19 protein-coding genes are annotated in these 16,166 nt (G+C 45.6%); 13 read left to right on the top strand and 6 right to left on the bottom strand.

Features of this window, described 5'->3' with window-relative positions; all coding sequences use genetic code 11:
• Positions 1-146: 146 nt before the first annotated feature.
• Positions 147-650: an inorganic diphosphatase gene (locus tag GGR02_RS03860; RefSeq protein ID WP_183183421.1), complete on the bottom strand. Its 504-nt coding sequence runs from the start codon at positions 648-650 to the stop codon at positions 147-149.
• A gap of 105 nt (positions 651-755) precedes the next feature.
• A complete protein-coding gene (locus GGR02_RS03855; RefSeq protein WP_181554223.1) occupies positions 756-1,004 on the bottom strand; it encodes a ferredoxin in 249 nt (82 codons plus the stop codon).
• Between the two features lie 218 nt (positions 1,005-1,222).
• Between GGR02_RS03855 and GGR02_RS03850 the strand changes: the two genes are divergently transcribed.
• The 5 genes from GGR02_RS03850 to GGR02_RS03830 all read left to right on the top strand — a co-directional run bounded on the left by GGR02_RS03850 (position 1,223) and on the right by GGR02_RS03830 (position 5,373).
• Positions 1,223-2,269, top strand: a complete 1,047-nt coding sequence (locus tag GGR02_RS03850; protein ID WP_183183420.1) for a YpbB family protein — start codon at positions 1,223-1,225, stop codon at positions 2,267-2,269.
• A complete protein-coding gene (locus GGR02_RS03845; RefSeq protein ID WP_229706079.1) occupies positions 2,259-3,719 on the top strand; it encodes a RecQ family ATP-dependent DNA helicase in 1,461 nt (486 codons plus the stop codon). The genes GGR02_RS03850 and GGR02_RS03845 overlap by 11 nt, the downstream gene beginning before the upstream one ends.
• Positions 3,716-4,300: a CPBP family intramembrane glutamic endopeptidase gene (locus GGR02_RS03840; RefSeq protein ID WP_229706080.1), complete on the top strand. Its 585-nt coding sequence runs from the start codon at positions 3,716-3,718 to the stop codon at positions 4,298-4,300. Before GGR02_RS03845 ends, GGR02_RS03840 begins: the two co-directional genes overlap by 4 nt.
• Before the next feature lie 10 nt (positions 4,301-4,310).
• Complete coding sequence (locus GGR02_RS03835) at positions 4,311-4,859, top strand: LysM peptidoglycan-binding domain-containing protein (protein ID WP_183183498.1); 549 nt, start codon at positions 4,311-4,313, stop codon at positions 4,857-4,859.
• 67 nt (positions 4,860-4,926) lie between these two features.
• Positions 4,927-5,373 carry a YpbF family protein gene (locus tag GGR02_RS03830; protein WP_229706081.1) on the top strand — a complete coding sequence of 149 codons (447 nt, stop codon included), beginning with the start codon at positions 4,927-4,929 and terminating at the stop codon, positions 5,371-5,373.
• A 30-nt stretch (positions 5,374-5,403) separates the two neighbouring features.
• Here GGR02_RS03830 and GGR02_RS03825 read toward each other — a convergent pair whose 3' ends face one another.
• The 3 genes from GGR02_RS03825 to GGR02_RS03815 are packed head-to-tail and all read right to left on the bottom strand — an operon-like array spanning position 5,404 to position 6,476.
• Positions 5,404-5,973 (bottom strand): manganese catalase family protein, encoded by a 570-nt coding sequence (locus tag GGR02_RS03825; RefSeq protein ID WP_183183418.1) that lies wholly within the window; start codon positions 5,971-5,973, stop codon positions 5,404-5,406.
• A gap of 18 nt (positions 5,974-5,991) precedes the next feature.
• Entirely contained in the window at positions 5,992-6,252 is a 261-nt protein-coding gene (locus GGR02_RS03820) for a spore coat protein CotJB (protein ID WP_183183417.1), read from the bottom strand.
• Positions 6,249-6,476 carry a spore coat associated protein CotJA gene (locus tag GGR02_RS03815; protein ID WP_183183416.1) on the bottom strand — a complete coding sequence of 76 codons (228 nt, stop codon included), beginning with the start codon at positions 6,474-6,476 and terminating at the stop codon, positions 6,249-6,251. Before GGR02_RS03815 ends, GGR02_RS03820 begins: the two co-directional genes overlap by 4 nt.
• Before the next feature lie 103 nt (positions 6,477-6,579).
• Between GGR02_RS03815 and GGR02_RS03810 the strand changes: the two genes are divergently transcribed.
• From GGR02_RS03810 to GGR02_RS03785, 6 genes are all read left to right on the top strand, one after another.
• Complete coding sequence (locus tag GGR02_RS03810) at positions 6,580-6,972, top strand: hypothetical protein (protein ID WP_183183415.1); 393 nt, start codon at positions 6,580-6,582, stop codon at positions 6,970-6,972.
• A gap of 93 nt (positions 6,973-7,065) precedes the next feature.
• The gene (locus tag GGR02_RS03805; protein WP_373286605.1) at positions 7,066-7,842 is read left to right on the top strand and encodes a metallophosphoesterase; all 777 of its coding nucleotides are present in this window, start codon (positions 7,066-7,068) and stop codon (positions 7,840-7,842) included.
• Positions 7,826-8,614 (top strand): MerR family transcriptional regulator, encoded by a 789-nt coding sequence (locus tag GGR02_RS03800; RefSeq protein WP_183183413.1) that lies wholly within the window; start codon positions 7,826-7,828, stop codon positions 8,612-8,614. Before GGR02_RS03805 ends, GGR02_RS03800 begins: the two co-directional genes overlap by 17 nt.
• A 123-nt stretch (positions 8,615-8,737) precedes the next feature.
• Positions 8,738-9,328, top strand: a complete 591-nt coding sequence (locus GGR02_RS03795; RefSeq protein ID WP_183183412.1) for a genetic competence negative regulator — start codon at positions 8,738-8,740, stop codon at positions 9,326-9,328.
• 247 nt (positions 9,329-9,575) lie between these two features.
• On the top strand, positions 9,576-10,853 hold the full coding sequence (locus GGR02_RS03790; RefSeq protein WP_183183411.1) for a Glu/Leu/Phe/Val family dehydrogenase: 1,278 nt from the start codon (positions 9,576-9,578) through the stop codon (positions 10,851-10,853).
• Positions 10,854-10,920: 67 nt separating this feature from the next.
• The gene (locus tag GGR02_RS03785; RefSeq protein ID WP_183183410.1) at positions 10,921-11,904 is read left to right on the top strand and encodes a YpdA family putative bacillithiol disulfide reductase; all 984 of its coding nucleotides are present in this window, start codon (positions 10,921-10,923) and stop codon (positions 11,902-11,904) included.
• A 69-nt stretch (positions 11,905-11,973) separates the two neighbouring features.
• Here the strand turns inward: GGR02_RS03785 and GGR02_RS03780 are convergent, their stop codons facing one another.
• A complete protein-coding gene (locus GGR02_RS03780; RefSeq protein WP_183183409.1) occupies positions 11,974-14,358 on the bottom strand; it encodes an Ig-like domain-containing protein in 2,385 nt (794 codons plus the stop codon).
• 268 nt (positions 14,359-14,626) lie between these two features.
• Here GGR02_RS03780 and prsW point away from each other — a divergent pair, with 268 nt between their 5' ends.
• Together prsW and sleB are read left to right on the top strand one after the other, a co-directional pair.
• Positions 14,627-15,298 carry a glutamic-type intramembrane protease PrsW gene (gene prsW / locus GGR02_RS03775; protein ID WP_183183496.1) on the top strand — a complete coding sequence of 224 codons (672 nt, stop codon included), beginning with the start codon at positions 14,627-14,629 and terminating at the stop codon, positions 15,296-15,298.
• A gap of 73 nt (positions 15,299-15,371) precedes the next feature.
• A complete protein-coding gene (gene sleB, locus GGR02_RS03770; protein ID WP_183183408.1) occupies positions 15,372-16,163 on the top strand; it encodes a spore cortex-lytic enzyme in 792 nt (263 codons plus the stop codon).
• Positions 16,164-16,166 lie beyond the last annotated feature (3 nt).

Here is a 16,166-nt window from a genome sequence, read left to right as displayed (position 1 = left end):
ATTTCTGATAATTTATCATAGGAATGCATGGCTGTCAATGAAATGAGAAGAAGTCATACAAATGTAAGCGTTTTTATGTGGAACGTTCGGAATTTCGTCAAAAAAAACTCCTTAAGCGAACGGTGGTTCACTTAAGGAGCGGGTGGTCATTGTTTTTTCGTTTCGTTGTAGCGAGCGATGCACTCGTCGATGAGTTTTGCGGCTGCTTCAGGGCCTTCCCATGTGCCGATTTCTGTGCGCTTGCCTTGCAAATCTTTATAGCGCTCAAAGAAATGGGCAATTTCTTTTAATTTATGTTGCGGTAAGTCTTCGATGCTTTGCACTTCGTCAAAGCGAGGGTCTTCGACTGGCACACCGATTAATTTTGCGTCTTCTTCGCCGCTGTCGACCATGTTTAAATAGCCGATAACGCGCGTGTCGATGACGCAGCCAGGGAACGTTGGGTTTGTTGTAATGACTAAAATGTCAAGCGGGTCGCCATCGAGCGCAAGCGTGTTTTCTAAATAGCCGTATTCTGCTGGATAAAACATTGGCGAGAACAAAACGCGATCGAGTTTGAAAATGCCGCGCTCTTTGTCAAATTCGTATTTGTTTTGGCTTCCTGTTGGGATTTCAATAAACGCTTCTACCACTTTGTTTTCAAAAGCCACAGTTCTTTTCCTCCTTACCTGATATGTATACTTCTTTATTATAAAATAGGGTGACAAAAGCTAGCAATAGAAAACCCCTCTTGTGACAACAAGAGGGGAATTTTCTTATTCAAACTTGTTCGGGTCGCCGTCGAATGGCTCGTCAGCTACTTTAATCGAGTCGGTTGGGCAGCCTTCGAATGCGTCCATCATGTCATCGATTAAAATATCTGGAACTTCTACGATTCCTTGGTTGTCGTCAAGCGTTACGTACGCGATGCCTTCATCGTCGTAGTCGTAAATGTCTGGAGCAGCAGCTCCGCAAGCCCCACAGGCAATACAGGTTTCTTTGTCAACGATTGTATACTTTGGCATGAAAAAAACCTCCCCAATGAATTTGCGACCAGTTGGCCGCACGTTATGTAATAGAGAACACCTTCCCTATTCCTATAATAAAGCGCTTTGACAAACTTTTCAATAGAAAAGTCCAGTGAGAATAGCTTTCATAGCGGCACGAAGATAGTTTCTCCGCTTTATGCACCGTTTAAACGTACGGGAACTTTTGTTAAAATAAAAGAAATGGGGGGAGCAACATGCTTTCGTATTTGCTTTTATATTGTTTACACCGCTTCAATGGCGAACGTTCGCTGGCGGCGGTATATCATTTGTTGACAGGAAAAAAATCGGCGCAAACGTTGCAAGATAGCAAATGGTTTCAGCTTGAGCGCGTTTTCGGAATATATAAAACACTTTCGCTTGGAGAATTAGAGCAAGCAGCTATGCAACTTTTACAAAACCAATGGATTGTGTCGGTCGATGAACGGTCGTACGTGTTAACGGAGGCAGGTAAAGAAGCGCTTCATGAATGGTTGTTGTCCGCTACCTTTTTCACCCATTTAAACGGGCTTTTATATGATACGGTCGATCGATTATTTTGGTATCGGCTGTCGCTGACGGTGCAGACGCTCTCGAACCTTGTGCATCGCCACCAATTTATTCCGATTCACCGGCACGAAGCGACGTTTGCGTGGGTGAGAACGTATTTAATGGCAAAAAATCCACACGCATTGGCACAGGCGCTTCACGACGAGCTTCACACCATTTGTTCGTCGCTGTCAGAAGAGGAAGCGACGATTTTTACCTTAAGGCTGACAAGCTTTGAGCGCATTGGTTGGACGAACGAACAAATCGCTGCATGTTTGCAAACAGACCCACTGTACGTTCAGCTTACGTTTCAGCACGTACTACATTATATGATGAAACGAGCGGAACGTGAGCCGAAACAATTTCCGATATTGCATAATGTTATAAAAGATTTAGTGAAGTCAGTTTCGTTAACACTATCTGCGCAAAAAACGTACGAATGGCTAATAAAAGGAAAAACGATTGCGGAAATTGCCCGCATTCGCCACTTAAAACCGAATACGATTGAAGACCATGTAGTTGAGATTGCCGCAAACGTCCGTGATTTTTCGATTGCGCCGTTTGTGGCGGAAGAAGCGAGGCGAAAAATTATTGAAGCAGCTACACGACTAAAGACGCGGCAGCTAAAAAAAATTCGCGATGCGGTTGGGGAAGAGATTAGCTATTTTGAAATTCGCCTCGTATTGGCAAAGGCAGGGGAGAGTAGTGCATCTTGAACAACGGTTATACGAAACGTTCGGCTACCGTACGTTTCGCTTAGGGCAAAAAGAAATTATCGAAGACGTCCTCGCGAAAAACGACGTATTAGCAATGCTTCCGACAGGCGGAGGAAAGTCGGTTTGTTACCAGCTGCCAGGCTATGTATTGTCAGGGAGCGTTTTAATTGTGTCGCCGCTCGTTTCTTTAATGGAAGACCAAGTGCAGCAGCTAAAAATGCGCGGGGAAAAGCGGGTAATTGCGTTAAACAGTTTTTTGCCGGACGAAATGAAAAAACGGGCGCTCGCGAATTTACAACATTTTCGCTTTATTTACGCGTCTCCGGAAATATTGCAATCTCCACTTTGGCAAAAGGCGTTAAAACAAATCGCGATTTCGCTCTTTGTTGTTGATGAAGCGCATTGTATTTCGCAATGGGGGCACGATTTTCGGCCCGACTTTCTTAAATTAGGGGCGATTCGCCGCGAGTTAGGAAATCCCCCATGTTTAGCGCTAACGGCGACCGCAACGAAAGACGTGAGAAATGACATTATCGAAACGCTGCAATTAACAAACGTTCGCCAGCATCTTTATTCTGTTGACCGACCAAATATTGCGATTCAAGTAGAATGTGTCGATTCTGTCGACGAAAAACTAGCGCGCGTCTTACACTATGCGAAAACGTTGCAAGGTCCGGGAATGATTTACGCATCAAGCAGGCAATGGACAGAAGTGCTGGCACGGAAGCTAGAGGCGGAAGGGATCGAAGGGGTCGCCTATTATCACGGCGGAATGGATTCGGAACAGCGGATGCTCGTCCAACATCAGTTTTTATGCGATCAGTTGCAGCTCGTTTGCTGTACGAACGCTTTCGGCATGGGTGTCAATAAAGAAAACGTCCGGTACGTTGTTCACTTTCATTTGCCGAGCCAACTTGAGGCGTACGTGCAAGAAATCGGACGTGCTGGCCGCGATGGGAAAAATAGCCTTGCGATTTTACTATATACGCACGGCGATGAAGACATGGTACAATCGCTTATAGAAGCAGAATTGCCAACCGAAGAACAAGTTCGCTTGTTTATGGCGTACGGAAACGATGTGCGTTCGATGGTCGAAATAAATGAAGTACAATGGCGTCTCTTGCACTATATGGTAGAAAAAGAACGGACGAAGGCGCGTACAGTCGAAGAAATCATCGCCAATATTCAAGCGGCAATCGAAGCGAGAAAGCATTGGAAGCGAAGCAAGCTTAGACAAATGCGTTCGTTTTTATTTCAACCGTTCTGTCTTAGGGAACAAATCGTTTCTTACTTTGAGCAGCGATTAGAAAAGAAACCAGCCCACTGTTGTAACCGTTGCACGTTTTCGCTTGACAGCTACCAGTTCAAGCGGCAAGACGAGCCAGTGCGGGCGTTTCGCGGCTGGGAAGAAGAACTAAAACGAATGTTCTGGAATGAGGAATATACATGAACCAAAGAGAAACCATCCAATCGATGAGTGAACGCGAAATATTGCTTCATTTGTATATGACGCAGTTATTGCTGTTAGTCACCTCTATCTTCATTGCCGTATTTCTTTTGGATTGGCCGACCGTTCGCCACATGTGGCGCTTTGATTTTCGAGAAGTCGTCTTATACGGGGGCGGCGGGGCACTTTTTGTATTAGCGCTTGATTTTCTGATGATGCGCTATTTGCCGGAAGATTGGTATGACGATGGCGGCATTAACGAAAAAATGTTTCAAACGCGCTCGTTTCCACAGCTTATTTGGCTATGTGGTTTGATTGCTTTTAGCGAAGAATGGCTATTTCGTGGCGTGCTGCAAACTTATTTCGGGCTTTTTCTGACGAGTGTTGTTTTCGCGCTTTTGCACGTTCGCTATGTAACGAAACCGGTTTTATTTTTGATGGTAGTGCTCATCAGTTTTTTCCTCGGGTATTTGTATGAGGTGACGGGAAGTCTTTGGGTAACGATTGTCGCCCATTTTTTGATTGATTTTGTCCTAGCCGTTCACATTCGTCTTGACTATTTGCGAAACGCATCAGGAAATTGAGGTGAACAATATGCATGACCAAGCAGAACAGCTGCGCAAACAAATGGAAGGAAAAACGGAAGAAAACAAAGAGCCGGATGTGCTATCGCTTCCGCCGCGCAGCGAAGTGCATAAAACAAAAGAAAAAAAGACGAAATGGAAAATAAAATATCCGCTCGTTCGGCTATTATTGCTCTTTTTTATTTTATTGCCGCTCGTTATTTTTGCCATTTACTATATGGGCGATAAACGAACGGTTGCACCAATAAAGAAAAGCGAAAGCTATGAGCCGATTGCGCTCGACGAAAAAACACCGCCAAAAGAAGAAATGCCTGTTTCTTCGATGCCGGAAACAGAAACAAAAGAAAACGAGACGACCACGCCCTCGGAAAAAACAGCAAGCGACAAGCAAGTGATTACCCACGTCGTCGAAGCAAACGAAACGCTTTTTAGCATTGCGATGCGCTATTATGGAACGAAAGATGGAATGGATATTATTAAACATTGGAATCATTTACAAAGCGCGCAACTTTATCAAGGGCAAGTATTACAAATTCCCGTGATGGAATTGACCAAATAACGAGTTCTAACGACCGGCGCTTGTACATATGGTAAAACTAAAGACAGGATAAAGGGGTACGAGCGCCGTGAACGATTGGCTGTCGGGGATAACGGATGAAGTGACAAAGCAAATGTTGCTTGGCGTCATTGAGAAAAAAGAAAAATTAGATCAATGGAAAACGAAAGTAAAGCTAGTGCAAATCGCTACCATCGTCGGAAGTGTAGCGTTTTTGGCGTATGTTGTTTGGGAAATTCTTCTTTCTCCTCGCCCTGCTAGTTCGAAAGTCGTCGCATTTTTTGGCGAAGCGAACCATTTGTTTTTCTTGTTTTTGCTTGGAACAGCAATTTTCGTCATGGGCGTATACCAAAAAAAATGTGATAAAGCGGAAGAAGAGTTTCACGCCCTTCGCTGCGAAATTATTCAAAAAAGCGCCGATTTATGGCGAACAGAAGACGAATGGAAGAAGCGGCACGAATGGTTTACGATGATGAAAACGAAGTACGACATTAATTTATTTTATGAAAATAGCTGAATGCTCGTTGGCATCCAGCTATTTTCACCGCTAGAAAACTTTTTTGCGATCACGCTCCTCTTTTAATAGCTCTACTGCTTCGCGAAACCGTTGGGCATGAATAATTTCCCGCTCGCGCAAAAAACGCAGCCCGTCATTTAAATCAGGGTCATCGCTCATATTAATAATCCATTGGTACGTTGCGCGCGCTTTCTCTTCGGCAGCGATATCTTCATATAAATCAGCAATCGGATCGCCTTTTGCTTGAATATAAGCAGCGGTAAACGGAACACCGCCGGCATTATGGTAAAACAGCGCATTGTCATGGTTGACGTAATGGGTGTCTAACCCCGCTTCTTTTAGCTGATCGGGAGTAGCATCTTTCGTCAGCTTATAGACCATCGTCGCAATCATTTCTAAATGGGCAAACTCTTCGGTGCCGATGTCGGTTAGTAATCCGACTACTTTATCTGGAATCGTATACCGCTGGTTTAAATAACGGAGTGCCGCTGCCAATTCCCCGTCGGCGCCACCGTATTGCTCAATTAAATATTTCGCCAGCTTCGGGTTGCATGTGCTGACGCGCACTGGGTACTGCAGCTTTTTTTCATAAATCCACATCGTTTTTCCTCCCCGTTCTTATACTTGCCATGGCCACGGCGTGTCGTCCCAATTCCAAGGGTAGTTGGAATAGCTGTTTCCGTATTGCTGGAGAGGACCGTATGTTGTTTCGTATTGTTTTTTTAGCTGTTTCCGCTGCTGCGCCAGTTGGTTAAATTGTTGAATCGCTTGATAGTCGTTCGGATGCGTATCAAGGTAAAGCGTTAAATCAACGAGCGCAAAATCGACCATTTGTAGCTGTTCGAGCAGTTCATAATACTCTTTTGGCAGTTGCTTCATGCGCCATCACCTTTTTTCGCTTCGTATGGGCCATAATATGGGTCGTAAAACACTTTCCAAAGCGTTCCTTTTCTTAATGCTTCGTGGAGCGGAAATTGCGGCAAGTTCGTTGGCTGAAAAGGGATGTAAAGATTTGGCGGTGTGACGTACGTTTTGACACGAATCGGCACACACGGGTCAAACGGGCTGACGTACGGTTCATATTGTTTGCGTGTCGTAAACACGATCCCCCTCCTTTGCAGGAAAACTTCAGTTTATGTTTATGACTCATTTTTTGATTCATGCCTTTCTTTTTTCGTGAATACATGTAAAGAAAGGGGGGATTCGATGCGCCGAATGCTCGTATGGTTGCTGATTGGAAACGTTTGCGGCTATTTAATGATTTCGTGGGCACCGGTCGTTACACCGTTTGTCTGGACAAATTTTATTACCGACTTTACGTTCCATCCGCTTCGTTCGTTTTTAGCGATGGTTTGCTTTTTTGTCGGGTTTGTCGCCAATGCAGCGGTCGTCCGGACGTTTTTGGAAGAAGCGTTATGCCTTCTCGTGCGAAAGCCAGTCCGGTGGCAGGAGTGGGGGCTGAGCGTGTTGCTTTTGCCGAGCTTTTATTGGCTGTTTCAGCTAAATGAGCGGCTGACGCTATTGTTTTTCCTTTTTTCTGTTGCTTATGGTATGATATCGATAGATTTGGCGGACGGTCGCCGGTATAAAATACGGTAGGACATACAAGAATGGCTCTATTCCTATCTTTTTAGTGACAAAAAATGGATGGTTATTAAAAAAAGGATTGTGAGCATCCGTCTAGTAGGAGGCATTATGTGGATTTTATTTATAATCGGTTGCTTATTTAGCTATATGTGGTGGGAGGCGCACCGAAACCGCGTCGTTTCCGTTGAATTGTCGTTTCCAACTTTTCCGGAAAGCGTGCGGGCGTTGACCATCTTTTTTATTTCCGACATTCACCGGCGGACGGTTTCGGAAAAACTTCTTGCACGTGTCAAAGGAAACATCGATTTCGTCGTCATTGGTGGCGATTTAATGGAAAAGAGAGTTCCGTTCCAGCGCGTCAAAGAAAACATTCGCCGGTTAAAGCAAATCGGTCCAGTTTATTTCGTGTGGGGAAATAACGATTATGAAGCGGACTATCGCGAACTCGATGCGCTCTTATGGCAAGAAGGGGTGCATGTATTGGCAAATAGCGCCGCGATGTTTGAATCTGAAATAGGTGAAAAAGTAGCATTGATCGGAATTGATGATATAAGCAAACGACGTGCTCGTTTCGATTTAGCGATAGCGGAAGTGGACGAATCTGCGTTTCGCATCGTCGTTTGCCACAATCCAGACATCGTTCGGATCATTCAGCCGCAACATGGCATTTCGCTCGTCTTAAGCGGCCATACGCACGGCGGACAAATTCGGCTCGGGCGCTTCGGGCTATATGAAAAAGGCGGCGTTAAAGAGAAGAACGGTACGACGTTATTTGTCAGCAACGGCTATGGAACGACAAACGTGCCGCTTCGTTTTGGCGTTCCTGCCGAAGCAAATATCGTAACAATTCGACGGGGGAAGGGCGATGACAGGGAAGTATAACATAAAAGCAGTAGAAGCGATGGTTGGGATTCCGGCGGGGACGCTAAGAATGTGGGAGCGCCGCTACCAAATGATCGCTCCCCAACGAAGCGAATCAGGGCATCGGCTATATACAGATGAACAAGTGGAAATGTTGCGAAAAATCGTGGCGAAAACGAAAGAAGGGCTCACCGTTCGCCAAGCCATTGCGCTATTGGAAACAAACGAAGAAACGGACGATGCGTTTCGTTCGTGCGTGCAGGCGGCTGCTTTGTTTGATGAAAGAAAACTAAAGCAACTATGGGATGAATGGATGAGCGTCTATAGCGTCGAAAAAGTCGTCGGTGAACAGCTTCCAGCGCTTTACGAGGCGCTTTCACGCACCGACTCGCTAACGAACGCCGAACGCCAGTTCGCCTATACGTTTTTTGCATCGAAATTACGGACGCTGCTTCTTACGTTTTCAAGCGCGTCGAACCAAACAGCGTTAGCGATTGCTTGCGAAGAGGATTCGTTGCCGCTTCTTTTTGTTTCCGCGTATCTTTCCATTCGCGGCATTCGCGTCGTATATATGAATGGCCGCGTGTCGATAGCGGACGTTCTCGCGGCGGTCGAACAGCTAAAGCCAACGTTTCTTTTGCTTGCGGGCGAGCAAACGGCTGACGAGGAATGGCGTGCGGCGATAGAGGCGGAGATGGCATGTACCGTTGGCGTCGTTGGACACGGGGTGGAGCGCCATCCGTGCTACATTGGAAAGACGAAAACGGAGTGGGAGAAAAAATTGCATTTGTAAGTATATTACGCTTGTCTAAATGGCGAAAAACGATGTAAACTCAATAATAACAATAGAACCATTTACAGTTTTTTTCATACAATGAACATAAGAAGATGGCTGTGTAGGTAAGGAGGGGTGTTGATGCGTTTAGAGCGCTTAACCCACAACAAAATTAAAATTTTCCTCACATTTGACGATTTAATGGATCGCGGCTTAACGAAGGACGATTTATGGAAAGATACGTTTAAAGTGCAGCAATTATTTCGCGACATGATTGAGGAAGCAAGCGAAGAACTCGGCTTTGAAGTGAACGGTTCAATAGCGGTGGAAGTGTACTCTTTACCGGCACAGGGAATGGTTGTGATCGTAACGAGCGAAGACCAAGATTTTGATATCGACGAAGAGTTCGCTGATGATTATATCGAAATGCAAGTGACGCTTGATGAAAGTGAAGATATATTTTATGAATTCCAAACGTTTGAAGATGTCATTCAGTTAGCTCATCGTCTGTATACAATCGGCTGCGTAGACGGCACGCTATATTCGTACAACGGTCGCTTTTATTTGTACGTATCGGAAGAGCCGCCGATTGCGACCGATGATTTTATCGCCATTTTGGCGGAGTTTGGCAGCTCTGCAACGATCACGGTTCATCGTGTGGCGGAGTACGGCAAAAAATTAATCGACGAACGCGCGGTGGAGCAACTTGTTCGCTATTTCCCTGCCCGCTAGTTTTTTCGGCAGATTCCTTTCCGAAGGGATCTGTTTTTTTGTTTTTTTACAAAACATTATTCATGTATGTATAAAAAAAGGAAAAATGATACATTCATTGATGTAAAAACGATGTAAACGGTTACAAACGCGAAAAAAATGGCAAAAAATTTGATTTTTTTGCTTTGCATAACGAAACGGAAGGTGTATACTATGACATGAAAGGTGGACAATATCATATAAAGTGATTTGTATGGGAGGTTTACGTATGGTAGCCGACAAGCATACCAACGAGGAAATGCATGAAGACAAGCACGACGTTTTAAAAGCAACGCAAATCGTCATACATAGAGCGTTGGAAAAGCTCGGGTATCCGGAAGAGGTATACGAGCTATTAAAGGAACCGATTCGCATGCTGACAGTGAAAATTCCTGTGCGCATGGATGACGGGACTGTAAAAATTTTCACCGGCTACCGTGCCCAACATAACGATGCGGTTGGACCAACAAAAGGGGGCATTCGTTTCCATCCAAACGTGACAGAACGCGAAGTGAAAGCGCTCTCGATTTGGATGAGTTTAAAATGCGGTATCGTCGATTTGCCATATGGCGGGGGAAAAGGCGGCATCGTGTGCGACCCGCGCAACATGTCGTTCCGCGAATTGGAGCGCTTAAGCCGCGGCTATGTCCGAGCAATTAGCCAAATCGTCGGTCCGACAAAAGACATTCCGGCGCCTGATGTGTTCACGAACTCGCAAATTATGGCGTGGATGATGGATGAGTATAGCCGCATCGACGAGTTTAACTCGCCAGGCTTTATTACTGGAAAACCGCTTGTGTTGGGTGGCTCACACGGTCGTGAAACGGCAACAGCTAAAGGGGTAACGATTTGCATTCGCGAAGCAGCGAAAAAACGAGGCATTGAATTGGAAGGCGCGCGCGTCGTCGTTCAAGGGTTTGGCAACGCCGGCAGCTATTTAGCGAAATTTATGCACGATGCCGGTGCGAAAGTCATCGGTATTTCCGATGCATACGGAGCGCTGTATGATCCAAACGGCCTCGACATCGATTATTTGCTCGATCGCCGCGATAGCTTCGGAACGGTCACGAAGCTGTTTAAAAATACAATTACGAACAAAGAATTGCTCGAACTAGAATGCGATATTTTAGTTCCGGCAGCGATTGAAAACCAAATTACCGAAGAAAACGCCCACAATATTAAAGCGAAAATCGTCGTCGAAGCAGCGAACGGGCCGACGACGTTAGAAGCGACGGAAATTTTAACGCAGCGCGGCATTTTAATCGTTCCAGACGTATTAGCGAGCGCTGGCGGTGTCACGGTGTCGTATTTCGAGTGGGTGCAAAACAACCAAGGCTACTACTGGACGGAAGAAGAAGTCGAAGAAAAGTTAGAAAAGGTGATGGTCAAAGCGTTTAATAACGTGTACGAAACGGCGCAAACTCGCCGCGTCGATATGCGCTTAGCGGCGTATATGGTCGGCGTCCGCAAAATGGCGGAAGCGTGCCGTTTCCGCGGTTGGATTTAATTGCAATGGACGAAAAAATCCCCTATCATGTTACGGTAGGGGATTTTTGTTGTGAGGGGGAATCACCTTGAAAGAAGAACAAATCATCATCATCGGCGGAGGACCGTGTGGGCTTGCGGCGGCGATTTCGTTGCAAGATGTCGGTTATCAACCGCTTGTAATAGAAAAGGGAAATATTGTGCATTCGCTTTATCGCTATCCGACGCACCAAACGTTTTTTAGTACGAGCGACCGGCTCGAAATCGGCGGGGTGCCGTTTATTTCCGAGCGTCGCAAACCGAAGCGGAACGAAGCGCTCGTCTATTACCGTGAAGTAGTGACAAGAAAACAAGTTCGCGTGCAAACGTTTGAAAAAGTAGAGCAAGTGACAAAACAACAAGACGGCACGTTTTTTGTGCAAACGACAAAAGGAACGTACCGAGCGAAGTACGTCATTGTGGCGACCGGCTATTACGACCATCCGAATTACATGAACGTCCCTGGCGAAGACTTGCCGAAAGTGACGCATTATTTTAAGGAAGGGCATCCGTATTATAATACGGACTGTGTCGTCATCGGCGGGAAAAATTCAAGCGTCGATGCCGCGCTTGAGTTAGTAAAAGCAGGCGCGCGCGTGACGGTTTTATATCGCGGCAGCGCGTACTCGCCAAGCATTAAACCGTGGATTTTGCCGGAGTTTGATGCGCTCGTTCGCCAAGGTGTCATCCAAATGGAATTTAACGCCCACGTGCAAGAAATTACCGAAGATGCGGTCATTTATCGAGTCGGCGACGAAGTAAAAACGATAAAGAACGATTTTGTGTTTGCGATGACCGGGTATCACCCTGACCATGACTTTTTAAAAAGCATGGGCGTCGGCATCGATGAAGAAACGGGGCGTCCGCTTTATGATCCAGACACGATGGAAACGAACGTCCCTGGCATTTTCATTGCAGGGGTCATTGCTGCTGGCAATAACGCCAACGAAATTTTTATTGAAAACGGCCGCTTCCACGGCGAACAAATTGCCGCGTGCATTGCGGTGCGCGAAAGAACCGGAAGCCCGAAATAAGTGCTATGAAACAAAGGATCGCACGGCGGTTGCCTGATGGCGATCCTTTGTTATTGAGAAGCTAGCGTGTTATTTCACTTTAATTTGTGTAGCACTGCTTTTATTGTTTTCGGCGTCTACTAAATAAACGGTCAAGACAGTTCCTTTTTTCTGTTTTGCAATTGTTAGCTTAAATGTTCCTGAATTCCCCACTTTTCCGCGTGCTAGTTGCTTCGGTCCTGCAAAAATAAAGACGGTTGTCCTTTTTTCTCCCGTTCCGGTAACAGCGGTCGAATGGACAGTGACGGTATTGACGCGCGGCGGAGCTGGAGCGATGCGATCACTTACTCTCAGCGGAAGGCTAGAATAGCTGTTCTTTTTCGCGTCGGTAACGACCACTTTTATTTCTGTCCCGGCTGGCTGCCTTGACATCGGAATTTTGTAGTATCCGGTTGCATCGGCTCTCCCTGTTTTATAGAGCTTTCCGTCGACGTATACTTTGACCGTTGCGCGCGGCATTGTTTTTCCGGAAATGGCAGTCGAACGGTTGCTGACAGAGTTGACTTGTGGTGCGTAGACGACTTTCCGCGTCGAGAAGCCGCTTTTGTTTCCGGCTAAATCGACGGCTTGCACCCTAATTTCGCTGCCCGCTACTTGTTTCGAAAGAACGGAAGAGTAAGCTCCTTTGTTGTCCGCTTTGACGCTTTTGTAGTATCGGCCGTTAATATAAATGTTAACGGTCGCGGCCGGTTCTGTTTTTCCAGTGATTTTTGTCGATTCGCTAAAGACGGGATTAAGCGTCGGTGCATTTGGTTTCTTTTTATCAATTACAAATTTCAACCTTTGTGTTTCTTGAGTTTTTGCGGTTGCATTTGCTGCCAGCAAGCTTCCCGCCAAAGATGACGTCAAACGGCTAGCCGCCGTGGCTAGATTGTTCGCGCGCACGCGAATTTCGTAAGTCCCCTCTTTTGATATCAGCGTATTTTGGTTCAGCGCTTGCGTCGATCGTCCTGTCGAAAGCTCAAGTACGCCGCTTTCAGGTACACCGATTTTCACATCTTCGTTAAAATATAGCGTGTCGAACGAAGGGTTCACTTGCTTATCGTTCACCGTCACCCAGCGGTACGAGCGGTAAACGTAATTTCTTTCTTCCGGAGTATACGAAGGGTTCGGAAAAATGTTGCTTGTTACGGCATATGTGAGCAAATAAATCCCGTTTGCCGACGCATCGACTTCTCCTTTTATTTGAATGTCTTTCGTACGATCCCCTTCTGTTTCCGAGTATGCTTTGACGCCTGCAAGCGGGTCAAATGCTGTGCCTTTAACAATCGTCGTCGGCTCGACACCAGAAAAGAACGGCAGAACAGTTAAAAGAGGTAACTTTGTTTGATTGCCTGCCTTGACAAAGGTTGTATTACCTACTAAATCGGTTAAGGAGATTTGGTAAATATAATAAATCCCTTCCGGTAGTTGCGGTGGAACGATAATGGATTTCGCCCATTCTTCCATTCCGTAGGATATTAATGAATCCCAAAACGAATGTCCACGGTTATACCCGCTAAAATCGTCACTAAAGGAGACGTTCACCCCTTTAATTCCTCGTCCGTCATCCTTAGCTTTTACTATCACCGTGATGCGATCGCCGGGATAGACGGCTGTTTTAGATAATGTAACCGAATGAAACGTCGGTCCGTTAAAGTCGGAGATGCCGCCGGAGATGATGAGTTTGTCATCGTCCATAAACGGTGTAGTATGCGCCCAGTAGCGCTGCGAATTTCCTTTTTTGTCCGTTAGTTCTACAGTGCCGACAGTATATTCTCCGTTTTTGGCTAAATCGGGAATCCGAAGATCGGCTTCGTATTGGTTTGTTGTTCCGTTGAAATAAATGTTTCCAGAGAGTGGATAACTTCCGGTTTCTTTATGTTTAAGCGAAAAGCTTCCATGTGAAAAGCCACTTTCATCCGTGATGCCAAAAATCAATTTGACCGTTTCCCCCGGTTGGGCGGCTGCCTGCACAATTTGTACCGAAGTCAGTTTCGGTGGACTCGAATCCGTTTCGCCGTCAAGAATTGTAAATTTTAGCTTTTGAATGAGAGGATGGTCGTTTTCATATGTGCTCATGTTGCCCGCATTATCGTGCAAGGTAATACGAGAGACGTACCAAGTTCCTTTTAACATGCCGCTAGTCGGAAATGAAAAATGATACGTATCATTTCCTTCATACGGCATCATTGAGTATATCGTTTTACCCGAGCTATGGACAAGGGTAATATCTGCGTCCGAAGCTGGTCCCGACTCATAATCAGGAGCGACGGTAAACGTCATTTCAATATTCGAGCCGCTCAAAAACTCCGTCTTGTTAATCGACGTGTTTTTGAGAATAAGAGGCGTTGTATCGTTTGCCGCCATGCCATGAAGCGGAAGGGATAAGAACATGGCGAAAACAAGCAATGTTGCGATCATTTTTTTGAACATGCGGATGCCACCCTTTCTGTATAAATCAATGATGTCATTGTCCATCATAAAGGGAATAAAAGGATATTTCAATATGAAAAGCTCAATTTTTTGTCGTTGAACGCTTTTCTAAAAATGGATTATTATTCATTGCGCAAAACAGCGGTGCCATTCCTCTTTTGTCAGTCGGGAGAAAAGCTTTTCCCTGCTAACTGTCGAAAGAAATGTTATTCTCAATTGCTGTTATCTTATGTTACGATAGAATAAATGAATGGAAACGGGGATTTGTATATTTGCGATGATTGCGGCTGGCATTGCCCCAGGGTTGGCATTGCTTAGCTATTTTTATTTAAAAGATGAATACGAAACGGAGCCGTTGTCGCTCGTGTTGCGCGTATTTCTGTTTGGCGCGCTGCTTGTGTTTCCGATTATGTTTATTCAGCACGTGTTAACGGTAGAAGGAGTGGTTGCATCTCCGTTTGCGCAATCGTTCATTTCTTCTGGATTGTTAGAAGAGTTTGTGAAATGGTTTATCGTATATTTTTTTATTTTTGACCATCCGGAGTTTGATGAGCCGTATGATGGGATTGTCTATAGTGCGAGCGTATCGCTCGGGTTTGCGACGTTAGAAAATATTCTTTATTTATTGGCAAATGGCGTCGAGGTGGCGATGACACGCGCGCTTTTGCCGGTGTCTAGCCATGCCCTGTTTGCGGTCATGATGGGCTTTTACATCGGGAAGGCGAAATTTCAAGGACGAAAACGGTTTTACTTGACGTTGTCTTTTCTGTTGCCGGTCGTGTTGCACGGCACATACGATTTTATTTTGCTCACGCAAGAAAAATGGGCGTATTATATGGTGCCGTTTATGCTCATGCTCTGGTGGATGGCATTACGAAAAGTGAAACAAGCGAAAGGAATCGACGTGCAAGCTGCTCCTTCCATAAAAAGCCAAGCGTAAAGCTTGGCTTTTTTTGTATAGAACGGCTATTTAGGCGAAAAATACAAATGATACGATGGAAGGAGGAAGATTGATGCGCGGACGAATGATTTCGTGTCTGCTCGTTTGTTTTATTATGTGTGCTGGAGAAGTGCATGCGTTTTCGAATCAAGTCATTCAGCGCGGAGCAGTCGGCGATGATGTGCTTGAACTGCAAGCAAGGCTGCAATACATCGGATTTTACAACGGCAAAATCGACGGCGTGTTTGGCTGGAGTACATATTGGGCGCTGCGCAACTTTCAAGACAAATTCGGGCTTCCTGTCGATGGGTTAGCTGGTGAGAGTACAAAAGCGAAGCTAGTGAAAGTTTCTAAATATTACGAGTCATTTGTGAAAGAGCAAATTCAAAAGGGCAATTCGTTTACCCATTATGGCGGAAAACCGTTAAGTGAGCAGGTGAAAGGGGACAATAATGCGACGGCGGCAAAAACGACGGTGCAAACGACGGCAACAAACGTTCCGAAAGGCTTTTCGCAAAATGACATTCGCTTACTCGCAAACGCCGTATACGGCGAAGCACGCGGCGAACCGTATATCGGGCAAGTAGCGGTCGCAGCCGTCATTTTAAACCGGTTGGAACATCCATCGTTTCCTGATAGCATTGCAGGGGTGATATTTCAACCAGGGGCGTTTACCGCCGTTGCGGACGGACAAATTTGGCTAACGCCGAATGAAACAGCAAAAAAAGCGGTGCTTGATGCGATTAACGGCTGGGATCCTTCGGGAGGGGCAATTTATTATTTTAACCCAGCAACCGCGACAAATGGCTGGATTTGGAGCCGACCGCAAATTAAACGAATTGGCAAGCATATTTTTTGTAAATAAAAA

The organism is Anoxybacteroides voinovskiense, assembly GCF_014196205.1.
Lineage (GTDB): Bacteria > Bacillota > Bacilli > Bacillales > Anoxybacillaceae > Anoxybacteroides > Anoxybacteroides voinovskiense.
This window is presented reverse-complemented; position numbering and strand designations above follow the sequence as displayed.